Annotated in this window: 21 protein-coding genes; 9 read left to right on the top strand and 12 right to left on the bottom strand. The window is 27.3% G+C overall.

The window, feature by feature from the left end; translation table 11 throughout:
- Positions 1 to 5 precede the first annotated feature (5 nt).
- Positions 6 to 941, top strand: coding sequence for a riboflavin biosynthesis protein RibF (gene ribF, locus J0H68_03105; GenBank protein ID MBN8827678.1), 936 nt, complete (start codon positions 6 to 8; stop codon positions 939 to 941).
- Between the two features lie 10 nt (positions 942 to 951).
- Here ribF and J0H68_03100 read toward each other — a convergent pair whose 3' ends face one another.
- From J0H68_03100 to J0H68_03090, 3 genes are all read right to left on the bottom strand, one after another.
- Positions 952 to 2,208: a hypothetical protein gene (locus tag J0H68_03100; GenBank protein ID MBN8827677.1), complete on the bottom strand. Its 1,257-nt coding sequence runs from the start codon at positions 2,206 to 2,208 to the stop codon at positions 952 to 954.
- A 129-nt stretch (positions 2,209 to 2,337) separates the two neighbouring features.
- Entirely contained in the window at positions 2,338 to 3,099 is a 762-nt protein-coding gene (locus J0H68_03095) for a 4-hydroxy-tetrahydrodipicolinate reductase (protein ID MBN8827676.1), read from the bottom strand.
- Between the two features lie 15 nt (positions 3,100 to 3,114).
- A complete protein-coding gene (locus tag J0H68_03090) occupies positions 3,115 to 3,609 on the bottom strand; it encodes a flavin reductase (GenBank protein MBN8827675.1) in 495 nt (164 codons plus the stop codon).
- A 172-nt stretch (positions 3,610 to 3,781) separates the two neighbouring features.
- Here J0H68_03090 and lspA point away from each other — a divergent pair, with 172 nt between their 5' ends.
- From lspA to J0H68_03065, 5 genes are all read left to right on the top strand, one after another.
- Entirely contained in the window at positions 3,782 to 4,279 is a 498-nt protein-coding gene (gene lspA / locus J0H68_03085) for a signal peptidase II (protein ID MBN8827674.1), read from the top strand.
- Between the two features lie 15 nt (positions 4,280 to 4,294).
- Positions 4,295 to 4,819 (top strand): DUF3035 domain-containing protein, encoded by a 525-nt coding sequence (locus J0H68_03080; GenBank protein ID MBN8827673.1) that lies wholly within the window; start codon positions 4,295 to 4,297, stop codon positions 4,817 to 4,819.
- The gene (gene mutL, locus J0H68_03075; GenBank protein MBN8827672.1) at positions 4,819 to 6,741 is read left to right on the top strand and encodes a DNA mismatch repair endonuclease MutL; all 1,923 of its coding nucleotides are present in this window, start codon (positions 4,819 to 4,821) and stop codon (positions 6,739 to 6,741) included. Before J0H68_03080 ends, mutL begins: the two co-directional genes overlap by 1 nt.
- Before the next feature lie 4 nt (positions 6,742 to 6,745).
- Entirely contained in the window at positions 6,746 to 7,678 is a 933-nt protein-coding gene (locus J0H68_03070; GenBank protein ID MBN8827671.1) for a glycosyltransferase family 4 protein, read from the top strand.
- 234 nt (positions 7,679 to 7,912) lie between these two features.
- Positions 7,913 to 8,719, top strand: coding sequence for a hypothetical protein (locus J0H68_03065; protein MBN8827670.1), 807 nt, complete (start codon positions 7,913 to 7,915; stop codon positions 8,717 to 8,719).
- 71 nt (positions 8,720 to 8,790) lie between these two features.
- Here J0H68_03065 and lpxI read toward each other — a convergent pair whose 3' ends face one another.
- The 7 genes from lpxI to J0H68_03030 form a co-directional block, all read right to left on the bottom strand.
- Positions 8,791 to 9,600 (bottom strand): UDP-2,3-diacylglucosamine diphosphatase LpxI, encoded by an 810-nt coding sequence (lpxI, locus tag J0H68_03060; protein ID MBN8827669.1) that lies wholly within the window; start codon positions 9,598 to 9,600, stop codon positions 8,791 to 8,793.
- Between the two features lie 74 nt (positions 9,601 to 9,674).
- Complete coding sequence (locus J0H68_03055) at positions 9,675 to 10,106, bottom strand: helix-turn-helix transcriptional regulator (protein ID MBN8827668.1); 432 nt, start codon at positions 10,104 to 10,106, stop codon at positions 9,675 to 9,677.
- Positions 10,107 to 10,197: 91 nt separating this feature from the next.
- Positions 10,198 to 10,986, bottom strand: coding sequence for a glycosyltransferase family 2 protein (locus tag J0H68_03050; protein MBN8827667.1), 789 nt, complete (start codon positions 10,984 to 10,986; stop codon positions 10,198 to 10,200).
- Positions 10,983 to 11,864, bottom strand: a complete 882-nt coding sequence (gene rfbD, locus J0H68_03045; protein MBN8827666.1) for a dTDP-4-dehydrorhamnose reductase — start codon at positions 11,862 to 11,864, stop codon at positions 10,983 to 10,985. Before rfbD ends, J0H68_03050 begins: the two co-directional genes overlap by 4 nt.
- Complete coding sequence (locus J0H68_03040; GenBank protein ID MBN8827665.1) at positions 11,851 to 12,783, bottom strand: AEC family transporter; 933 nt, start codon at positions 12,781 to 12,783, stop codon at positions 11,851 to 11,853. The genes rfbD and J0H68_03040 overlap by 14 nt, the downstream gene beginning before the upstream one ends.
- Positions 12,784 to 12,929: 146 nt before the next feature.
- Entirely contained in the window at positions 12,930 to 14,228 is a 1,299-nt protein-coding gene (locus J0H68_03035; protein MBN8827664.1) for a hypothetical protein, read from the bottom strand.
- A 125-nt stretch (positions 14,229 to 14,353) separates the two neighbouring features.
- Positions 14,354 to 14,494, bottom strand: coding sequence for a hypothetical protein (locus J0H68_03030; protein MBN8827663.1), 141 nt, complete (start codon positions 14,492 to 14,494; stop codon positions 14,354 to 14,356).
- Between the two features lie 150 nt (positions 14,495 to 14,644).
- On the opposite strand from J0H68_03030, the gene aroC reads away from it, so the two are divergent.
- Both aroC and J0H68_03020 read left to right on the top strand, forming a co-directional pair.
- Complete coding sequence (aroC, locus tag J0H68_03025; protein MBN8827662.1) at positions 14,645 to 15,709, top strand: chorismate synthase; 1,065 nt, start codon at positions 14,645 to 14,647, stop codon at positions 15,707 to 15,709.
- 65 nt (positions 15,710 to 15,774) lie between these two features.
- Positions 15,775 to 16,263, top strand: coding sequence for a hypothetical protein (locus J0H68_03020; GenBank protein MBN8827661.1), 489 nt, complete (start codon positions 15,775 to 15,777; stop codon positions 16,261 to 16,263).
- 2 nt (positions 16,264 to 16,265) lie between these two features.
- Here J0H68_03020 and J0H68_03015 read toward each other — a convergent pair whose 3' ends face one another.
- The gene (locus J0H68_03015) at positions 16,266 to 16,823 is read right to left on the bottom strand and encodes a GNAT family N-acetyltransferase (protein ID MBN8827660.1); all 558 of its coding nucleotides are present in this window, start codon (positions 16,821 to 16,823) and stop codon (positions 16,266 to 16,268) included.
- Positions 16,824 to 17,119: 296 nt separating this feature from the next.
- Here J0H68_03015 and J0H68_03010 point away from each other — a divergent pair, with 296 nt between their 5' ends.
- Positions 17,120 to 17,515, top strand: a complete 396-nt coding sequence (locus J0H68_03010; protein ID MBN8827659.1) for a DNA-directed RNA polymerase subunit omega — start codon at positions 17,120 to 17,122, stop codon at positions 17,513 to 17,515.
- A gap of 69 nt (positions 17,516 to 17,584) precedes the next feature.
- Here the strand turns inward: J0H68_03010 and J0H68_03005 are convergent, their stop codons facing one another.
- Positions 17,585 to 18,376 carry an ankyrin repeat domain-containing protein gene (locus tag J0H68_03005; GenBank protein ID MBN8827658.1) on the bottom strand — a complete coding sequence of 264 codons (792 nt, stop codon included), beginning with the start codon at positions 18,374 to 18,376 and terminating at the stop codon, positions 17,585 to 17,587.
- Between the last annotated feature and the right edge of the window lie 310 nt (positions 18,377 to 18,686).

Below are 18,686 nucleotides of genomic sequence, written 5' to 3'. Positions count from 1 at the left end.
ATTAGATGCTATATAGAGATTATGAATCTGTTTCTAAGTTAATAAATAATGATACCGTAATTGCTATCGGAAATTTTGACGGTATACATTATGGCCATAAACAGGTTTTATCTAAAGCACAAAGATTTGCTGAAGAAAAAGGATTACCCTTTATTATCATTACTTTTGAACCACATCCAAACATTTGTATGAGAGGAAAACATACTCATAAGCGAGTTTTGTGTTTGCGTGAAAAGATAAATAAGCTTAAAGAGTTTAAACCTAGTTTTATACTTGCTCAACGCTTTAATAATAAGTTTGCAAGTATTAGTGCAGAAGATTTTATACAAAAGATCCTAGTTGAAAAACTTAAAGTGTTACATTTAGTAGTGGGTTATGATTTTGTATTTGGTAAGGGCAGGAGAGGAAACATAGATTTTCTTTCTACAATGGCTACATATTATGGCTTTTATTTGGATGTGATAGAGAAAATCACTGTGAAAAACCAAATTTGTTCATCAACAACACTTAGGCAATATCTGAGCTTAGGGCAGATTCAAGAAGTTAATAACCTTTTAGGTAATAATTATTCTATAAGCGGAGTGGTTAAAGAAAAGAATAATTTTGATGATGAATTGGAAGTTAAAACAGTAAATTTAAACAATATTGATAATTTAGCTTTAAGATACGGTATTTATTTAGGAAAAGTTGAAATTAAAGGCCAAGATAAAAAACTTCCTGCAATTATTCATTACGGACTTCCTATAAATCAAATAAAGTTAAACAAAGAATTGTGTAAAATTCATATTTTAGATAAAACAGTTGAAGATTTATATAAAAAAGAAGTAAAAATTGAAATTGAGCAGTTTATTCGTCCTGAAATGTTATTTGATTCGCTTAAAGAATTAAAAGAGCAAACTATAAAAGATATACAATTTGCTCTTTATTATTTTAAGTTATGATCTCGTATTATTAATCATCACCGCGAGCCATACCTTTTTTCTGACCAACTTTGTATTTAGTCATAAGTTCTTGTTTCTTTCTTTCCAAAGCTTCTTTCCCTTCACCGAAATCTTTTATTTGTTTACCGAATTGGTCGTTAGAAAATTCAGTAGTTTTAACAGTTTTCTTTTGTCCAAAAAAGAAATCTTGCATAGTGCTTACATCTTTATCATATTCAACCGGAGAGGTATGACTTTTAATTTTATTTTGATAATAATTAGCTTCTTTTTTAGCATTTTTCTTTGAAAGCTCATTTGCTTGTTTACCAACTTCTGATTCTAGAAGTTTGAACACACCTTCACCTACTTCCATTGACATTTCATCTAAGTTTTTTGCTGCATCGAAGAATATGCTGTATGGATGTGTTTGTAATTCTTCTTCACGTTTAGTAATTTCATCAAAAGCTTTTTCAAATTTAGCTTGTACAGATTTAGTTAATTCCATAGCTTCATTTTGTAATTTTATTCTTTTTGATTCTTTTGAAGTTAAAGTTTTTAAACCAAAAATGGCTCTAAACATTTTTACAAAGAAATCTCCAAAAGAAGTGCCGCTTTTCTCATTTATTTGTATTCTTTGATTAAGTTTAGCTGAGTCTTCTTTAAATTGCCCTTCAATCTTATTAATTTTATCTAATAAGATTTTTTCTTTAGGAACCATGCCTAAATCTATATCGGCAAATCTATCTTCAAGTGATAAACTTTGATCTGTTTGATACAATTCGTTCTTATATCTTCCGCTACAAACTTTCATAAACTTACAGAATCTATTAGCTAAGTCTTTAATTTCTTGAGCAGAAGCTGCGTCTCCCTTAGCTGCAATTTTTTGGTAATCATTATGAATTGCTTTAAATTCTTCTTCTACTAAATGCTTTTTAATTTCATCATATTTCAAACCTTTCTTTTTCAACTCATTTATTTTTTTTCCAAAATCTTTAAAATTATCTAAATCTTTTTGATTCTTTATTTTAAATGTATTCAAGAATTCTGGTATATATTGTTTATATTCTTCAAAACTTGGATTAGTTATTGCTTGAGGTTGTCCGTTAGAATCTTTTATCTGTATATCAAACGACATATCTATGCTTTCTGTTTTATCAAAAAATTCTTTAGGTGTAACCTTGGTATTACCAAGGTAATAGTGATGCAGTTTTAAATGAGGTTCAATCATATTATTTAACATATAATCATTTACAAACAATTCAAAATAACTTCTTTTTTTATCTTGCATGGCTTACGCTCCTTAGTAATATTTGACTTTCTTCATATATTACTAATTATAGCATAAATATTAATTAATTAACTAAAATTTAATGTGTTTTAATTTAAGTGCTTGTTTTTTAAAGAATGAAAGAGGATTTTAAAGTATATTTTTAAATTTATAAAACCCAAAAGGTTGATTTATAAGCCATTCTGCGGCCATTAATGAGCCTTTTGCAAAGGTTTTACGGTTAAATGCGGTGTGGCCTATGAAAATTTCTTCGTCGTCACCAATGAAACGAACTTCATGCTCACCGAATACATTACCACCGCGAACAACCGCCATTCCAATTTCATTAGCTTCACGCTTATGCGGGTTAAATCTTTCATTTGTAATAATTTTTTTATTAGGCATAACTTCAATAATAGAATTCGCAAGGCTTAACGAAGTGCCAGAAGGTGCATCAATTTTATGTCTATGATGAGCTTCAATAATTTCAATATCAAAGTCATTATCAAGCTTTTTACAAATAAATTGTAAAGCTTCCTTAAGCAAATTAACTCCTAGTGAAAAGTTTGAAGAATAAAGAATAGGGATTTTTTTACTGTATTCCCTTATCATTTCCATACTATTCTCATTAATTCCAGTAGTACCAATAACTAAAGGTTTGTTAAATTTTGCAATAGTTTCAATATGCTTTAACGTTGATTCAGGTTTAGAGAAATCAATAATAATATTAGCATTTTTAATGTAGTTTTCTAATTTAGAAGAATATGGAATGCCCGATTCATGGGTTTTATTTAAAAAATCACTTTTATCACTAACTATAAGACCTACAAGTTTGTGTTTTTCACTTTTATAAATAAAATCGACTATTTGGCTACCTGTTTTGCCACTTGCACCAATTACGATAATATTCATACAAACTCCTTAAAATTAAATGGCTTCTGGTGAATGATGGTACATACCACGGAAATATATAAGAGGATTCTTTTTTTCGCTTTTTTCAACTTCAAGAGTAATAACTTTACCAATAATTATATAATGGTCACCAGCTTCATAGGTAGCAAACTTTTCACATTCCATAAAAGAGAGATTAGGAAGTATAATAGGAGAACCCGTTGCGCCAAAAACATATTTAACGCTTTTCCATTTTTCATTATTTGAATTTGCAAATTTTTGAGCAATTTCGTGCTGCGACGAAGAAAGAATTGATATTGCAAAGGAATCAGATTTTAAAAAAGCATCAAGTGAGCTTGCGCTTTTGTCTATACAAAAGAGAATTAAAGGAGGTTTAAGAGAAACAGAAGTAAAAGAATTAACTGTTAAGCCATATAAATTATCTTCATATTTTGTAGTAACGATTACAATACCAGTTGAATAGTGACTTAGACATTCTTTAAATTCTTTTTCATTAAAATCACTAGCCACGATTTCCCTCACTGTTTTTTAATGATTAACGTAACATTTCTTATCTTAAAAGGCAATAAAAATGGTTAAAAAATATATTTTATAACCTTAAATAAATAAGATTTCATCTTCTATTTATTGACACTAAAGACTTAATAAAATAAAAACTAATTTTAAAAATAAGGATGAGTTTATGTTAAAACTTAAATTAAGAGATTGGATTGTTTTTATTACGATAATAATAGTAACTGCATTTCTGGATTTGTATACTAAAAAGCTTGCTTTTGAATATGTAAAATCTAAGGGAAATATGGTTGAAGTTTTACCAATTTTAAATTTAGTAACTGTTAATAATCATGGCATTAGTTTTGGAATGTTCCAAAACCCTGAATATGGAAAAATTATTTTTACCCTTTTGGCTCTAATTATAAGTGCTTATTTAATATGGAATATGATTAAAGAAAATAAATTGATTTTAACAATAGCAACTGCAGGAATTGTAGGTGGAGCATTAGGGAATGTTATTGATAGAATTATAAATGGGTCAGTTGCAGATTTCTTAGACTTTCATTATAGAGAGTATCATTGGCCGGCCTTTAATTTAGCTGATTCTTGGATTTTTATTGGTGTTTTTATAATTCTCCTATATGATCTTTTTTGGAATAAAAAAACAAAGAATACTGAAGTGTAGATTTGAGGTTAGAAAATGAGAGTTTTGATTGTTATTAGTGCAATTTGTTTAATTACTAGTTGTTCTACTAGTTTAAGAAGAGATTTAGGTTTAGTAAGGGAAGTTCCTGACGAATTTAAGGTGATTTCACAGCCTGACTTAACCATTCCACCTGAATTCGACCTTATTCCCCCTCAATATCCTGTTGATGCTTATAATTTTAACATTAATAAGCCAGAAGTTTCAGAATTTGCTGTTAATTCATTTTCAGAAAGTGAAAAATCTTTTTTAAATAAACTTAATTTACCAATAAAAAATCCTGATATCAGGGATGTAATGTTGTATGAACAAAAACATATCGATTATACAAAAAACGCAGGAATGTTTAATAAGCTTAAAGGTATTGCAAGAAGAGAAAATGATAAAACTGAAGTTGTAAGTCCAGTTGAAGAAAATAAAAGGATTGAAAGAAATCTAAAGGATAATAAACCTATTACTGAAGGCGAAATTGCTAGCAGAAAAAAGGAAAAGACAGTTTGGGATAAGATATTTGGTAAGTAATGTCTAAAATAAAAATATTATCCTCTCATATTATTAACCTTATAGCTGCAGGTGAGGTGGTTGATAGACCTTTCTCTGTTGTTAAAGAATTAATAGAGAATTCAATAGATGCTGAAGCTACAAAAATAGAAATCAATATCGAAAGTGGTGGAAAAAACCTTATTGCGATTAAGGATAATGGCATTGGAATGTCTAAGGAAGATTTATTACTTTCTATTGAAAGACATGCAACTTCAAAGCTTGATGAAAGTGATATTCATAAAATTTTACATTTTGGCTTTAGAGGGGAAGCTTTACCTTCTATCGCTTCTGTTTCAAGAGTTTCTATAACTTCAAGGCTTAGATCTGAAGAATTTGGTAACAATTTATCTGTGGAAGGAGGAGTGGTAAAAGAAATTAAATCATGTTCTTCGCCAATAGGTACTTATATTGAGGTTAGAGACTTATTTTTTGCAGTCCCTGCAAGATTAAAATTTTTAAAAACCGATAAAGCTGAAGCTCAAAGTATATATGAAATTGTTTATAAAATTGCTATAGCAAACCCTCATATTGCTTTTAAGTTAATAAGCGATAATCGAGTTATTTTTGATAGTAAAGATAATTTAAGTCTATTAGATAGATTAACAGACGTTTTAGGAAAAGATTTTTCAGATAATTCTATACATTTTGAAAATGATATAGAAGCTATAAAAATCTCAGGATATATCTCTTTACCGACATTTAATAAAAGAACGAGCAGCGACCAGTATTTTTATGTAAATAGAAGGCCTATTAAAGATAAAAATTTACATACAGCAATAAAAATTGCATATCAAGATGTGCTTGCAAGTGATAGATATCCAAGTGTCGTTATATTTTTAGAATTACCTTATAGTGAAATCGATGTAAATGTGCATCCTGCAAAAACGGAAATAAGGTTTAGAGATATAAATTTAATAAAGAAAATTCTTATTAATACTGTAAGGGAAGCTTTAAAACAAAGTGGAAATAGAAGTTCAACAACTCTTTCTAATGATTTATTTAATTATTTAGAAAGCAATGTGCCAGAATTTCCTAAGCCAATAAAATTTTCAAATAATAATTATCAAGGTAGTTATTTTACTTCTACAAATGTAAACAATACTTCGTCTCAACAATTAAATTTTAATGAATCTCAGACAAATAATTTTACCGATGCTCCTGTAATTACACAAGTCACACCTACACTTGTTAATGTTTTAGAGCAAAAAAAGGATAGTGATGTAATGGTAATTGAAAAAATGCCTATAGAACAAGATATATTTTCACCTTACGTACAGCCGCCAATATCAGAACAGCAAAAAATATCAATTTTTACCCATAATTATCCTTTAGGCCTTGCTAAGTGTCAGTTAAATAATACTTATTTAATCAGTGAAGCAGAAGATTGCTTTATCATTGTTGATATACATGCGGCTCATGAAAGAATATTATACGAGAAATATAAAGTTCAATTGCAGGAAGGTGGCATAAAAAGGCAAAAATTATTGCTTCCTATTGAAGTGAAATTGCAAAGTAAATATATTCATCTTTTAAATGATAATTTAGATGCCATAAAGAACCTTGGATTATCGTTAGAAATAGTTAGCGATGAGATAATAGCTATTCATGAAGTGCCAGCAGAATTTACTAAAGCGAATTTTGCAAATTTAGTAAAAGATATCGCCGAAGATATTGAAGAAATGGGAAATATTACTTCACTTGAAAAAGCATTTGAGCATTTTTATGAGACATTAGCTTGTCATTTAAGTATTAGAGCAGGTCAAAGCTTAAGTATTCCTGAAATGAATCAACTTCTAAGAGATATTGAAAGAACGCCTCTCTCGGCTCAATGTAATCACGGAAGACCAACGTATATAAAGCTAAAATTAAATGATATTGAGAAATTATTTGGGAGAAAGTAAATAAATGATGTATGAGCTAGCTATTAGTTTATTGTTAATTTCTTTCATAATTTCATTTTGGGCAGTTTTTTATTTAATAAAGTTTTTAAAAAGAAAAAAGGTTATTGATATACCTGTTGATAGAAGTAATCATGTGAGTCCAACTCCGAGAGGTGGAGGGCTTGCTATAGTTTTTTGCGTTTTTTTACTTTGGCCTTTGGTAAATTATTATTATATTCCAAATTTTACAAATACGCTTGTTTTTTGTACTTGTTTAATGTTGCTCGCTTTAATTTCTTTTTTAGATGATATTAAATCAATAGTGTTTTACATTAGGTTATTAATTCACATTTCTGTTGCAACTTTTACAGTATATTACTTTTTTCCACCTATACATTTAGTAGTTCCTAAATTTGTACCTGTTGCAATTGAAAGAGCAGGAATTATTTTTGCTTATGTATATTTTATCAATCTTTATAATTTTATGGATGGTATTGATGGAATTTCAAGCATTAATACACTTACAGTTCTTACAGGAATAAGTATTCTTTCATATTTGCATAATGAAAATTTAAATAATATATATTTAGCAGCAATTGTTGTAGGCTCTACGTTAGCTTTCTTAAAGTTTAACTGGCCACCTTCAAAGATATTTTTAGGCGATGTTGGGAGTATTTCATTAGGGTACATAGTTGGTTTTATAGCTTTAGACCTTGGGTATAAAGGGTATTTTTGGCCAATATTCATTATGTGCCTATATTATTTAACAGATGCTACTATCACACTTTTAAAACGTATATTTAACGGTGAAAAATTTTGGGAAGCTCATTCCAAACATTTTTTTCAAATTATGGTTAAAAAAGGTTATTCGCATAAATTTATAAGTAAAATGATAGGAATATTAAATATAGTATTAATTGCTATCGCCTTATGTGTGGATAGAGTATTTTATTCATAATGCAACATGCAATTATTAATGTTCTAATGGTAAGCATTTGAAATATTAAATGCTTACTAATCAAAAATCTTATAAGAAATAGTAACTTAAAGTTTTACATTATTTATAATTGAATATTAAGTTTATGTCTTATTGTTAAATATATAATCATAAAGTAATAATAATAAAGAAGTTTACATCATTGTAATTATGTATTATTATATGCTTAATGCTTTAATTACAATGGTTTATTATATGTCAAAAGGTGATAACTTAAGTTATGAGACATTAAGAGAAAATAATAAAGCTCTAATTGACGCTACAGCAAATAATAATCTCAAATTAGCAAAGTCATTATTAAAAAAAGGTGCCTCAAAAGTTTATGTAAACGCTTCACCCTTTACCAAAACTTCCAATGATAAATTTGAAGGAACCAATGCTTTAATAGAAGCTGTAAAAGTAGATAATTTAGACCTTGTGAAAGCAATTTTAAGTGAGGAAAATGTTAATCTAAAACATTATGTAAGTTTTTTAAAGCCTCTTTATTTTGTAAAATCAGTTGAGGTTGCAAAATTTTTATTAGAAAGCGGTGTTCATTTAAATACTTACACATATCCTATTAATGGCACTGAAAAAATTAAAGAAATGCCGGAACCATTTGAGTATATGTTGTTTCAAAATAAGTTAGATATTGCAAAATTGATAGCAGCTTACAAAATTATTGTTGAAGGAAAGGAAAAAATTAATAAAAAAGAAATAAAAAACAAATATCAACTTTTAGGACATTTATTTTTAAATGTTTTGAAAGAAATATCAGAAATTACTAATGAAGCAAAATTCTTAAGTTCTAACTTAAAACAAGAGTTAGCATACTCAACATTATTAATTGAAAAGGAATTGAATGCAGGTTCAACTACCCTAGAAATTAATAAAAAAGTAAGAGAATTTGCGCAACGAATTTGTTTTGAACGAGTTTCAAAGGTATTTCCTCATTGTCTTAGAGCAAAATTTGAAAAACTACAAGATAATAGCTCAACGCTTCATGTTGAAAGATATCAATAATTACTAAACTATTATAATTTATTGTATAAAAGTTTTATATATTTCTAATAACACTTTAATAGAATGATTAATTAAAATACTATTAAACTTAATTTTTTATCACTAATAAATTCTTCAATTTTATCTTTATCAACTACGAAGCATTTATTTTTTTGAATAGCAATGCTATTCAAATTTGCTTTATCTGCTAGTTTTAAAGTATTTAATCCAATTGTTGGTAGATCAATTTTAATATTCTGATTTTGTTTAGGCATTTTAACCAAAACGCCGCCATATTTATGCTTTTTATTCAAATTAACACAACGTTTTAACATTTCGTCTGTGCCTTCTAAAGCTTCAATAGCAATGATTTGCTGATCTCTAACAACTACTGCCTGACCTATATCAAATTCACTAGCCTTGTTTAAATAATTTATTCCTATACTTATATCAACTTTGATATTAGAGTCGGTTTCACTTTTGATGTCATTGCTTAATAATAATTCTTTCAAGAATTCATGAGCAGGTATAATTTGTAAATCATGTTCATTTTCTAAAAAATTAATAACTGTACTTAATATTTTATTATCTCCACCTTTGTTTTCGATAATCTTTGTAAGTAATTTTTTAGCTTCTTTATCAGGTTTTAATAATGAAAAATTAGGTCTAAATACTTTACCAATAATTATTATTTCTTTTATAGAATTAATTTTTAAAAACTCAATAGCTTTACTTAACTCACCAATTGAGCACTTCAAATGCGGGATTGAATTCAAAATACAATATAATAAATTGCCATACGTAAGAGAGATTACAAAAGGCATAATATTTTGACTACGTAAATTATTTATAAGCGTTAAAGGTATGCTACCATCGCCTGCAATTACACCAATTTTTTTCATGTAAATATATATATATTATTAATAATGAAATAAAATATATAATTATAATACTTTAAAATAAAGTAAAATAATGTCTATTCTTCTTCTAAAGCATTTTTAGTGATGGTAATAATTAAAGAAAAAATCTTTTTGCGTAATTTATTATCTTTAATTGAAGTGTAAGCTCTTACAAGAGTCATAATTTCTTTAGAATTAATTTGTATATTAGTATCATACTTAAATTCTGAATCATTATCAGAAAATCCCATTTGCGTATTGGAGCCTAAACTATTAGGCTTTTGAGAGTTGTTATCTTCAAAACCATCAAAAAAATATGCGACTTCTACGCTTAACGCTTTAGCAAATTCATATAATCTGCTGGCGCCAATTCTGTTAAGACCTTTTTCATATTTTTGTACTTGCTGAAAGCTAATGCCAGTGACACTACCCAATTGTTCTTGGCTTATACCAAGCAGAGTTCTCCTTGCTCTTAGCTTGCTTCCAACATGTGCATCTATCTTATTCATTTAAAGTAATGGTTTAAATTTGTTTAATAACGTGTTGATCTTTGTATACTGTTTGTTAATAAATTGCAAGACGAAAATTAACCTTTAAAGGTTACTTAATGGAAAACCTTAAATAAAATCTAATTTTTAATAGAAAGAGAACTATTGGCGTTAATAAATTGTTACCAAAATACTTATTATAATAATATATTAAACCATTTAGCTTGTGTTGTTCAATAAATTTTTTAGGTGCATCGCTTGTACTTAATGCGTGCATAATTGTTACTTTAGGAAAATATTTAATTTTTCCTCCTATTTGCTTGATTTTCATACATAAATCCATGTCTTCAACATGTAGGTAATAATTTTCGTCAAAACCACCAAGCATATTATAATCTTCTTTCTTAAAGAGCATAAAAGCTCCGGATGTAGCTTCTACGTAAAAAGGATCAGTAGGAATAGGGGATTTGTTTAAGTTAAAACCATAAAAAACATTATATGGATTTAATATATTTCTTCTGCTTCCTCTTTGCTCAGTACCATCTTTATTAAAAATTCTGCAAGTTGACATCATTATTTTAGGGTCATCTAAAGCATCAAGTAAAGCTTTAAAATCAAAATCTGGTCTTACAATACAATCAGGGTTAACTATAAGTATATAATCACCTGTTGCATGTTTAGCACCTAAATTACATCCTTTACTAAAACCAATATTTCCATGACCAGAAATTATTTTTAACTTTTCACTATTAACTTTTTCAGGGACTGTTTCAATAAAGCCTTCTGGATTACCATTATTAAGTAATACTATCTCGCTTATATATTTGTTATCAGATAAATTTTTTAAACAATCTATAAGTATTGGACCTGTGTGGTAGGTAATTGTAACTGCGCTTATCATACATTCTCCGTAATGTATTTTTTAAAACATTCATTTAATGAATTAGTAAAGGGTACGGTTTGAATTTCATAATCTTGTTCAATTTTTGAACAATTTAATGCGGTAAATAAAGGCCTTATAGCAGTCTGATTCATGTCTTTTGTGGAAATTGGTATTATTTTATTACATTTTAGCTCTACATTATTTTTTATAGCAAATTCATGAATTTTATTAGCTACCTCAAGCCATGTAACATAATCTTTACCACTATAATGATAAATCCCATAATTATCAAGCTTATTAATTATTTTACAAATTGCTTTAGCAAGTTCAGGAGTATATGTTGGATTCCCGAGTTGGTCATTAATAGCTTTAAATTCTTTATCTTTCTTCATAAAGTTTAACATTAAAAAGAAATAATTCTGGCATCCTTGTATTGCATTAAAAAACCAACTAGATCTAATTATAATGTGTTTCTTCAAATTATTTTGAATAGCTTCTTCACCTTTTAGTTTAGATATACCATAAATATTAATAGGATTTACTGGATCAGTCTCCACGTATGGTATCTGGCTCTTACCATCAAATACATAATCAGTTGAAATATGAATAAGAGTAGCATCATTTTCTTCGCAATATTTTGCTATTTCTTTGACTGCTAAATGATTTAAAACATTTGCTTCTTCCTTACAAGTTTCAGCAAGGTCAACTTTCCTAAAAGCAGAAGTATTTATAATTATTTTTGGATTATAAATGGACAGATTTTTTTGAATATTATTTATATCCAATAAATTAATTTGATCATGACCTATATAAGTAAAATTGCCGTTTAAAGCTTGTAAGCTTTTAGCAAGATTACCGTTTTTTCCTAAAACTATAGTATTATTATTTGATAACATAATTAATCATTATTGACATATAAAACATTGCGAAAATTGCTCCTGCAAGTACAGTTGTTGCAGCTTTTTCTGGATGTACTTTAAATAAAATTGATAAAGTAACTGTATTAGTTGCAAGTGGAACAATAGACATAAGCATGAGTAAATCATATATATCCTCATTATATAAATGAAAAAATGACTTATCCATTAATATAAATAATGTCATTAGCATTGGCCAGCAAATAAATTTTGCAAAGAATGTTACGCCTAAAAATTTATAATCTATTGAAAACTTTTCTACTTGCCCTAAAGCGATGCCAATAATAATAATTCCAAGCGTCACATAACATCCTTGCATGTAATTTAAAAACTCAAGCATATTTGCAGGTAAGCTATTTATTCTTAATCCATATAAATTTGCAATGGTTCCAATAACAAATGCATATAAAATCGGTAATCTTACTAATCTTTTTAGACATTCCTTACCGGTATTTTCTCCCTTCGCCGCAATAAAGTAACCTAAGGTATTTTCGTATAAACTAACCCCTAAGGTTGCCGTTATATAAGTTCCAACTAAATAATCGTTATTATTTGTAATTCCAATAGCAATAGGCAAGCCTAAGAAACCAGAATTTCCAGTTCCTGCTGAAAAAGCCACTATATTTCTTACTGTATTACGCCAATATTTTCCAGCAATATAGTAGAATAAGCCGCAAAGAATGCAACATATAATAAATATACAAAATGGTAATAATAATATGTTTTCGTCTAAATTTGTTTTAAGTAACCCTTGAAATATTACAAATGGAGTAATTAAGTAAAATATTAATTTTGCAATATCATTTGCTGCAACTTTTAAAAAACGTGCACAAATAAAGCCTAAAAAGATATTTAGGTATAAAGCGATAAGCTTTTGAAATATTATCCAACCATACATATTAGGTAAGAGCCCTTAAACTTTAAAGAAAGTAACTTTTAATTATTTATCGTATTGCTACTATGAAGTTTTGGGAAGTGCAAGGGAAATTTATTTTTAATTTTAAACTAGGCAATTTTATAAATTACCTAGTTTAAAATTTACTATTAATTTGGTTTGATAATGCTCTTATTATTAGAAACAAAGGCTTCATCTTGTTGGGTTTTGGTTCTATAACATACAGGTAAAGTCATCATTTTAAGTTTTTGCTTAAAAGTAGCTTGAGAACATAAGATATTATTTGAACTAGGACCAACATATACTGCGCGTTTTCTTAAATTATTAAATAATGCGTGTTCAGGAGTTTGTTCTGCATTAGGAGCTTTTGGTTCAATAAACTTGTTAACTTTTTCCTCATTTATATTATCAACATGAGACATTCCACTACCGTAATTAAAAAAGCCTAATTGATCATAATGGGCTAAATTTTTAACCGTTTTATTTACCGCGTATACTATAATTGGGGTTAGTATTTTTATAATATTATTCATTTTACGGTTAACTGTTAAAGCGTTTGTATAAAAACCAAACAAAATTACTGCAGACTGAATAACAACATCTTTTAAAAGATTATAATCAATACCTAATTCATTATTTTTATATTTTTCTTTAAGCTCTTTTAAGGTTTTTGCCCTTGCATATGTTTCAGTATGTAAATGAGGACCTTTTCCTTTTTTACCAATCATATCCATTTCTTTCATTACTTGTTTATTTATAAAAGGTGCGTTTTCTTGCATCATATAAAGGAACTCAGTATAGCTCTCATTTGAGACGTCTTTTTTTATAAGTGTTTTAAAATAATTTTCTAAAACTTTTGCTATATTTAAGTTTGTTTTTGAAGATTCAAATATATATTCACTAAGATTTTTAAAAAGGCTATTAAAAACATTAAAAATTATGAAGCTATATCCAATTCTAAAACTATTAAGCGACATTTCTTGTCTAGCAGCTTGTGACAAAAATATTTTATATATTCCTTGAGAAAATGCTATTGTAGGTATTAAGGAAAAAATTAAAGTGCCTAAATTAGTAAATAATTTAGAAGGAGCTTTTTTCTTTCTATCTGCTTCAAGTATTTTAGCGATTTTATTTACATATTTTTCTAAATAATCCTTGTCTTCTTGATTAATTTTCTTTCCACCATATAATTTAAATAAATCAGTTATTAAACTTAATAACTCTTCAGAAGGATCAACACTAGGATCAGTTTTCATTTTAACAATTACTGAGTGAAGCATTCTCATAGTTTTTTGTTGCACAGATTCTTTACCGAACGCTTCCAATACCAGTATTTCTGCTGTTTGATCAAATGTTTCAGCGCTTAACCCTTTAAGTGGTAATAGAATTTTAAATAATTCATTACGAAATATATTTATCTGTTCACTAGTTAAATTTTTAGGAGGCAAATTTAAAGTTTGGTAAAATTGTGAATTTATATTGATAAGGCGATCAGGGTGTAAATGAACGCTAATTAGCTTAATTATTCTCCCATAATCAGGGTTTTCTCCCGGAATAATGTTAAAAGATTCTGCTAACGTATTAATGAATGTTTAAAATTTTCAAGGGTTACATCTTTATCTTTTCCAATAAATATTCTTTTTATTTGTTTGCTTTCATCATCAACCTTAAAATTTAACCCATAAAAACTTTGAATATTTTTTAATTTACTCATTTTTTACCTACAATAATTTTTTGTACATTATAATCTCTTGTGTTAAAAATTACAAGTAAATTAATATATTTTTAATAATATTTTAATTATTTGTTTTATAATAAATTATGCTTATATAATATTTATTAAAATTATTTTAAAAATAATAATATGACTGGAAATACATTTGGAAAATATTTTAAGGTAACAAGTTTTGGTGAAAGCCATGGTGAAATAATTGGTTGCGTTATTGATGGTGTTCCTCCAAAATTCACTATTAATGAAGAAGATATTCAATATTTCCTTGATTTACGCAAACCAGGTAGGAACAAGCTTACAAGTCAAAGAAAGGAAGAAGATAAAGTTAAAATTGTTTCAGGGGTTTTTAAAGGTCAAACGACTGGCGCCCCTTTAACAATGATTATTGAAAATCATGATAAAAAATCTAAAGATTACAATAACTTAGAAAGTATTTTTCGACCAGGACATGCAGATTTTACTTATTTTCATAAATACGGAATATATGATTATAATGGAGGGGGAAGAGCTAGTGCTAGAGAAACAGCTATGCGTGTAGCGTCAGGAAGTGTGGCAAGGCTTTTCCTTAAGCAAAGAGGTATAAATATTCACGCTGAGCTTATTCAAATTGGAGATTTAAAATCACAAGAATTTTATACAAATCAGTATTTTAATTATAATTTTTTTACTTCAGATGAAAGTATTACTATTAAGTGGTTGGAATTAATAGAAAATACTAGAAAAAATTGTGACTCAATTGGTGGAAAGGTCAGGGTGGTTGCAACTGGAGTTCCAATAGGATTAGGAGAGCCCGTTTTTGATAAACTTGATGCAGAAATTGCTAAAGCAATGATAAGCATTCCAGCAGCTAAAGCTATTGAAATAGGTAGTGGTGTTAATGCAAGTTTAATGAAAGGTAGTGAACATAATGATCAACTTTCAATTCAAAATGGTAAACCAAACTTTATTACAAATAACGCAGGCGGTATTTTAGGTGGAATTAGTAATGGTGATACCATTGATGTAACCGTTACCTTTAAACCTACAAGCTCTATTCCTAAAATTCAGCAAACAATTGATACACAATATAATGAAACTGAAATTTTAGTAAAAGGTCGTCATGACCCTTGTGTGGCCATAAGGGCAGTTGTAGTAGTTGAATCAATGCTTGCGTTAACCTTAATGGATTATTACCTTCGACAACTTACATATAAATAAAAGTATTTTCCTTTATTAAAATTTATTTATACTTTTCTTATATATAATTTTTTTATGTAATTTTTATGAGTTTAATTAAAAAAGATTTAGAGCTTGAAGAAAATTCTAGTAAAAATAATAATGATGATTATTATCCAATTTCTTTAAATATTGAAGATTTATTTCCAGGTTTACCTGCGCACGAAAGTAATTTAATCGACTTTATTTCAAAAGAACTTTCAAAAAAATATGAAGAAAAGCAAAAAGAAGAATCATTAAAACGCAAAGATTTAATAATTAGTTTACAGGATTCTTATAGACAAGCTAATGAACAACTTAAACAATTATTAGCACAAAGTATAAATAATTTAGAAACCATTAAAACAATGAGAAAAGAGCTAGAGAATAGTGAAAGTAATAATTTTAGAATAAAAGAAGAAGAATTAAATATTCCATTACCTATTAGAAATAAACGTAAATACACTAGAAGACAAGATAACAATAATAAAACAAATAGAGAAATCGTTGATATTACTGGTGAAGATGAGCCAACTAAATATCAAAGAATAAAATAAATCTATTTCGTCATTGAAAACATAAAGAAATCTTTTTGCTCGCCTTGAAGTTTAGCGTATTTTTTAAGTAAACCTTCTTTTTGATAGTGGTTTTTCATAAAAACACGCATTGAGCGATGATTATCTTTTGCAATAGTCGCTTGGATACGTTTAACTTTCATTTGACTAAAAGCAAATTCGTTTAAAAGTTTTACGCATCTTGTCCCAATTCCCTGATTCCAAAAATCAGGATTAATATCTACACTTATTTCTGCTCTATCATGTCTGTAATTCCAGTTATTAAAACCGCATGTACCAATTATCTGATCATTTTCTCTAACTGCAATAGCCCAATAAATACTATATTTACCTGTAAAAAGGGAATACCAATATTTAAGTTCATGTTTTGCATGCTCAATTGAACGAGGAATATCTTCTTCTGCAAGATATTTTGCAACTTCAGGATGGTTCATATAAATGAAATATTCACCTGCATCAGCTTCAATGTTAACTTCTCTTAAAATATATTTAGTATCTAAATCTAACGCTGGAAAAGAGTTATCAAAAATCTCTGGATGCATTTTTTATCTCATTAAGTAATTAATTCTTATATATTAAGATATTATAAGTTTTTAAAAGTATTATACTTATCCATCTTCGTTTAGTAAATCTAAAAATAAACTCGTTTACACTTTACCATTCTTTTATTTTACAACAATTTAAATAAAATATTTCAGCTTTATAAAGGAATAATTTAAATAATTTGTGGCGTACTTTAACACATATTAATAAATAAATCTAGACTAGTTAAAATTATTTTGCATATTTTATAAATAATGGGTATAATTCAGCCTGAAATATATACAAGAGGGAAAATATGGCACGTATTACTGTAGAAGATTGCGCGGAAGTAGTTGATAATAGATTTGAACTAGTAGTTTTAGCGGCACAAAGAGCTAAAGCAATTACTTCTGGCTCACAAATTCTTGTTGAAAGAGACAATGATAAAAACGCTGTAGTAGCTCTTAGAGAAATTGGTGACAAAGTTATTGAAGTTGAATCTTTAAAAGAAATGGCAGTTCAATCATTCCAAAAACGCTTACAAAGAGACCTTATTAATGATGATGAGGTTGATGATAACGATGAAGAAGCTTTACAAATGATGGAAAGTCTCAGTGAAGAACTTGCTGAAGACATGGAGCAAATTGTTGAAGAAGGCGATTTAGATTCAGATGTTACGTTCGATGATGATAATCTTGATGTAGATGATTAAAAGAAAATAAAAAAAATATTTATAAAAAGGGTTCTTATTAATTTAGTATGAACCCTTTTTTATTTATCTTCATCTAAAACGTAGATGGATTTTTTCCAAGTTTAAATTATAAATCTCTCTTTGACATTTAAAATTATTTAAATATTGCTTTTGGTCGCTTAACCCTTTTTTAAATTTAGTATAAATTAATTCTCTGATATGAAAATTTTGAGCTATATCTAAAAGATTAATCGTTTTTTCTATTTTATTTCTATCAAAACTATAACAAAAAAGTAATTCTAATATCGAAAATAAAGATTTTTCTACTGCTAGATGAATTGGCGAATAGCCTTCAAAATTTAATAGGTTTAAATTAGCTCCTTTATCCATTAGCAATTTTACTATTTTTGTATTCTTACTTAAGACAGCATAATGTAAAGCTGAATTACCATTTTCATCTTGAAGATTAATAATATTTGCATTTATATCCAGTAAAGCCTTTATATTTTGATATTTATTATGCTTTATAAAACAATAAAAAATTGTTTGTAAGGTTTTATTATCAATTTTTAAATAAGATTGCATTTGAGTAGACAGAGGTAAATTAGCTATTTGATTGGTTAATTCTTCATTTTCTTTACGTAATAATAGAAAATCCTTACTAATAAGCCCTTTTTTATTAGTAGAGATTCTTTTTGTAGAGAATTCTTTTATATTATTTTTACTAATAACATTAGCCTTAAAATGCATATTAGTGTAATTGTGAGTACTAAATAAGTTTGTTTTAAACCTGCTTACGCTATTTTGACTTTTATATTTTGAAAAATTAAAAATACTTAAACCAGTTGCATTTAAAATATTACCTAGAAATACCCACTTCATATGTCTTAATCCATTTAAAAAATTTATTTGACTATAATGCACCTTTATTAATTTATAAACTTATATCTTTTAATTTCTCAAATAAAAGTAAGTTAATTTTAAAAAAGTAAATTTTAAGTAAAGATTAAATAAAGTATTTAACATTTTTAAGTTATTTATATTGTAGGTTAAATCGTTTTATTCTTTAAAAGCAATTCTTTCGAGTCTTTAGGAAAATTAGAGATATAATTAAAGTTTTACATTAATAGTTATAAATAAAAAAACAAGATTTCTTTGAATTTTAATCAATTAAATTAGTAAAAATGTTTAC

This window comes from Sphingobacteriia bacterium, from assembly GCA_017304685.1.
Classification (GTDB): Bacteria; Pseudomonadota; Alphaproteobacteria; order Rickettsiales; family 33-17; genus JAFKLR01.
Note: the sequence above shows the minus strand (reverse complement) of the source record. Positions and strands in the feature narration are given on the sequence as shown.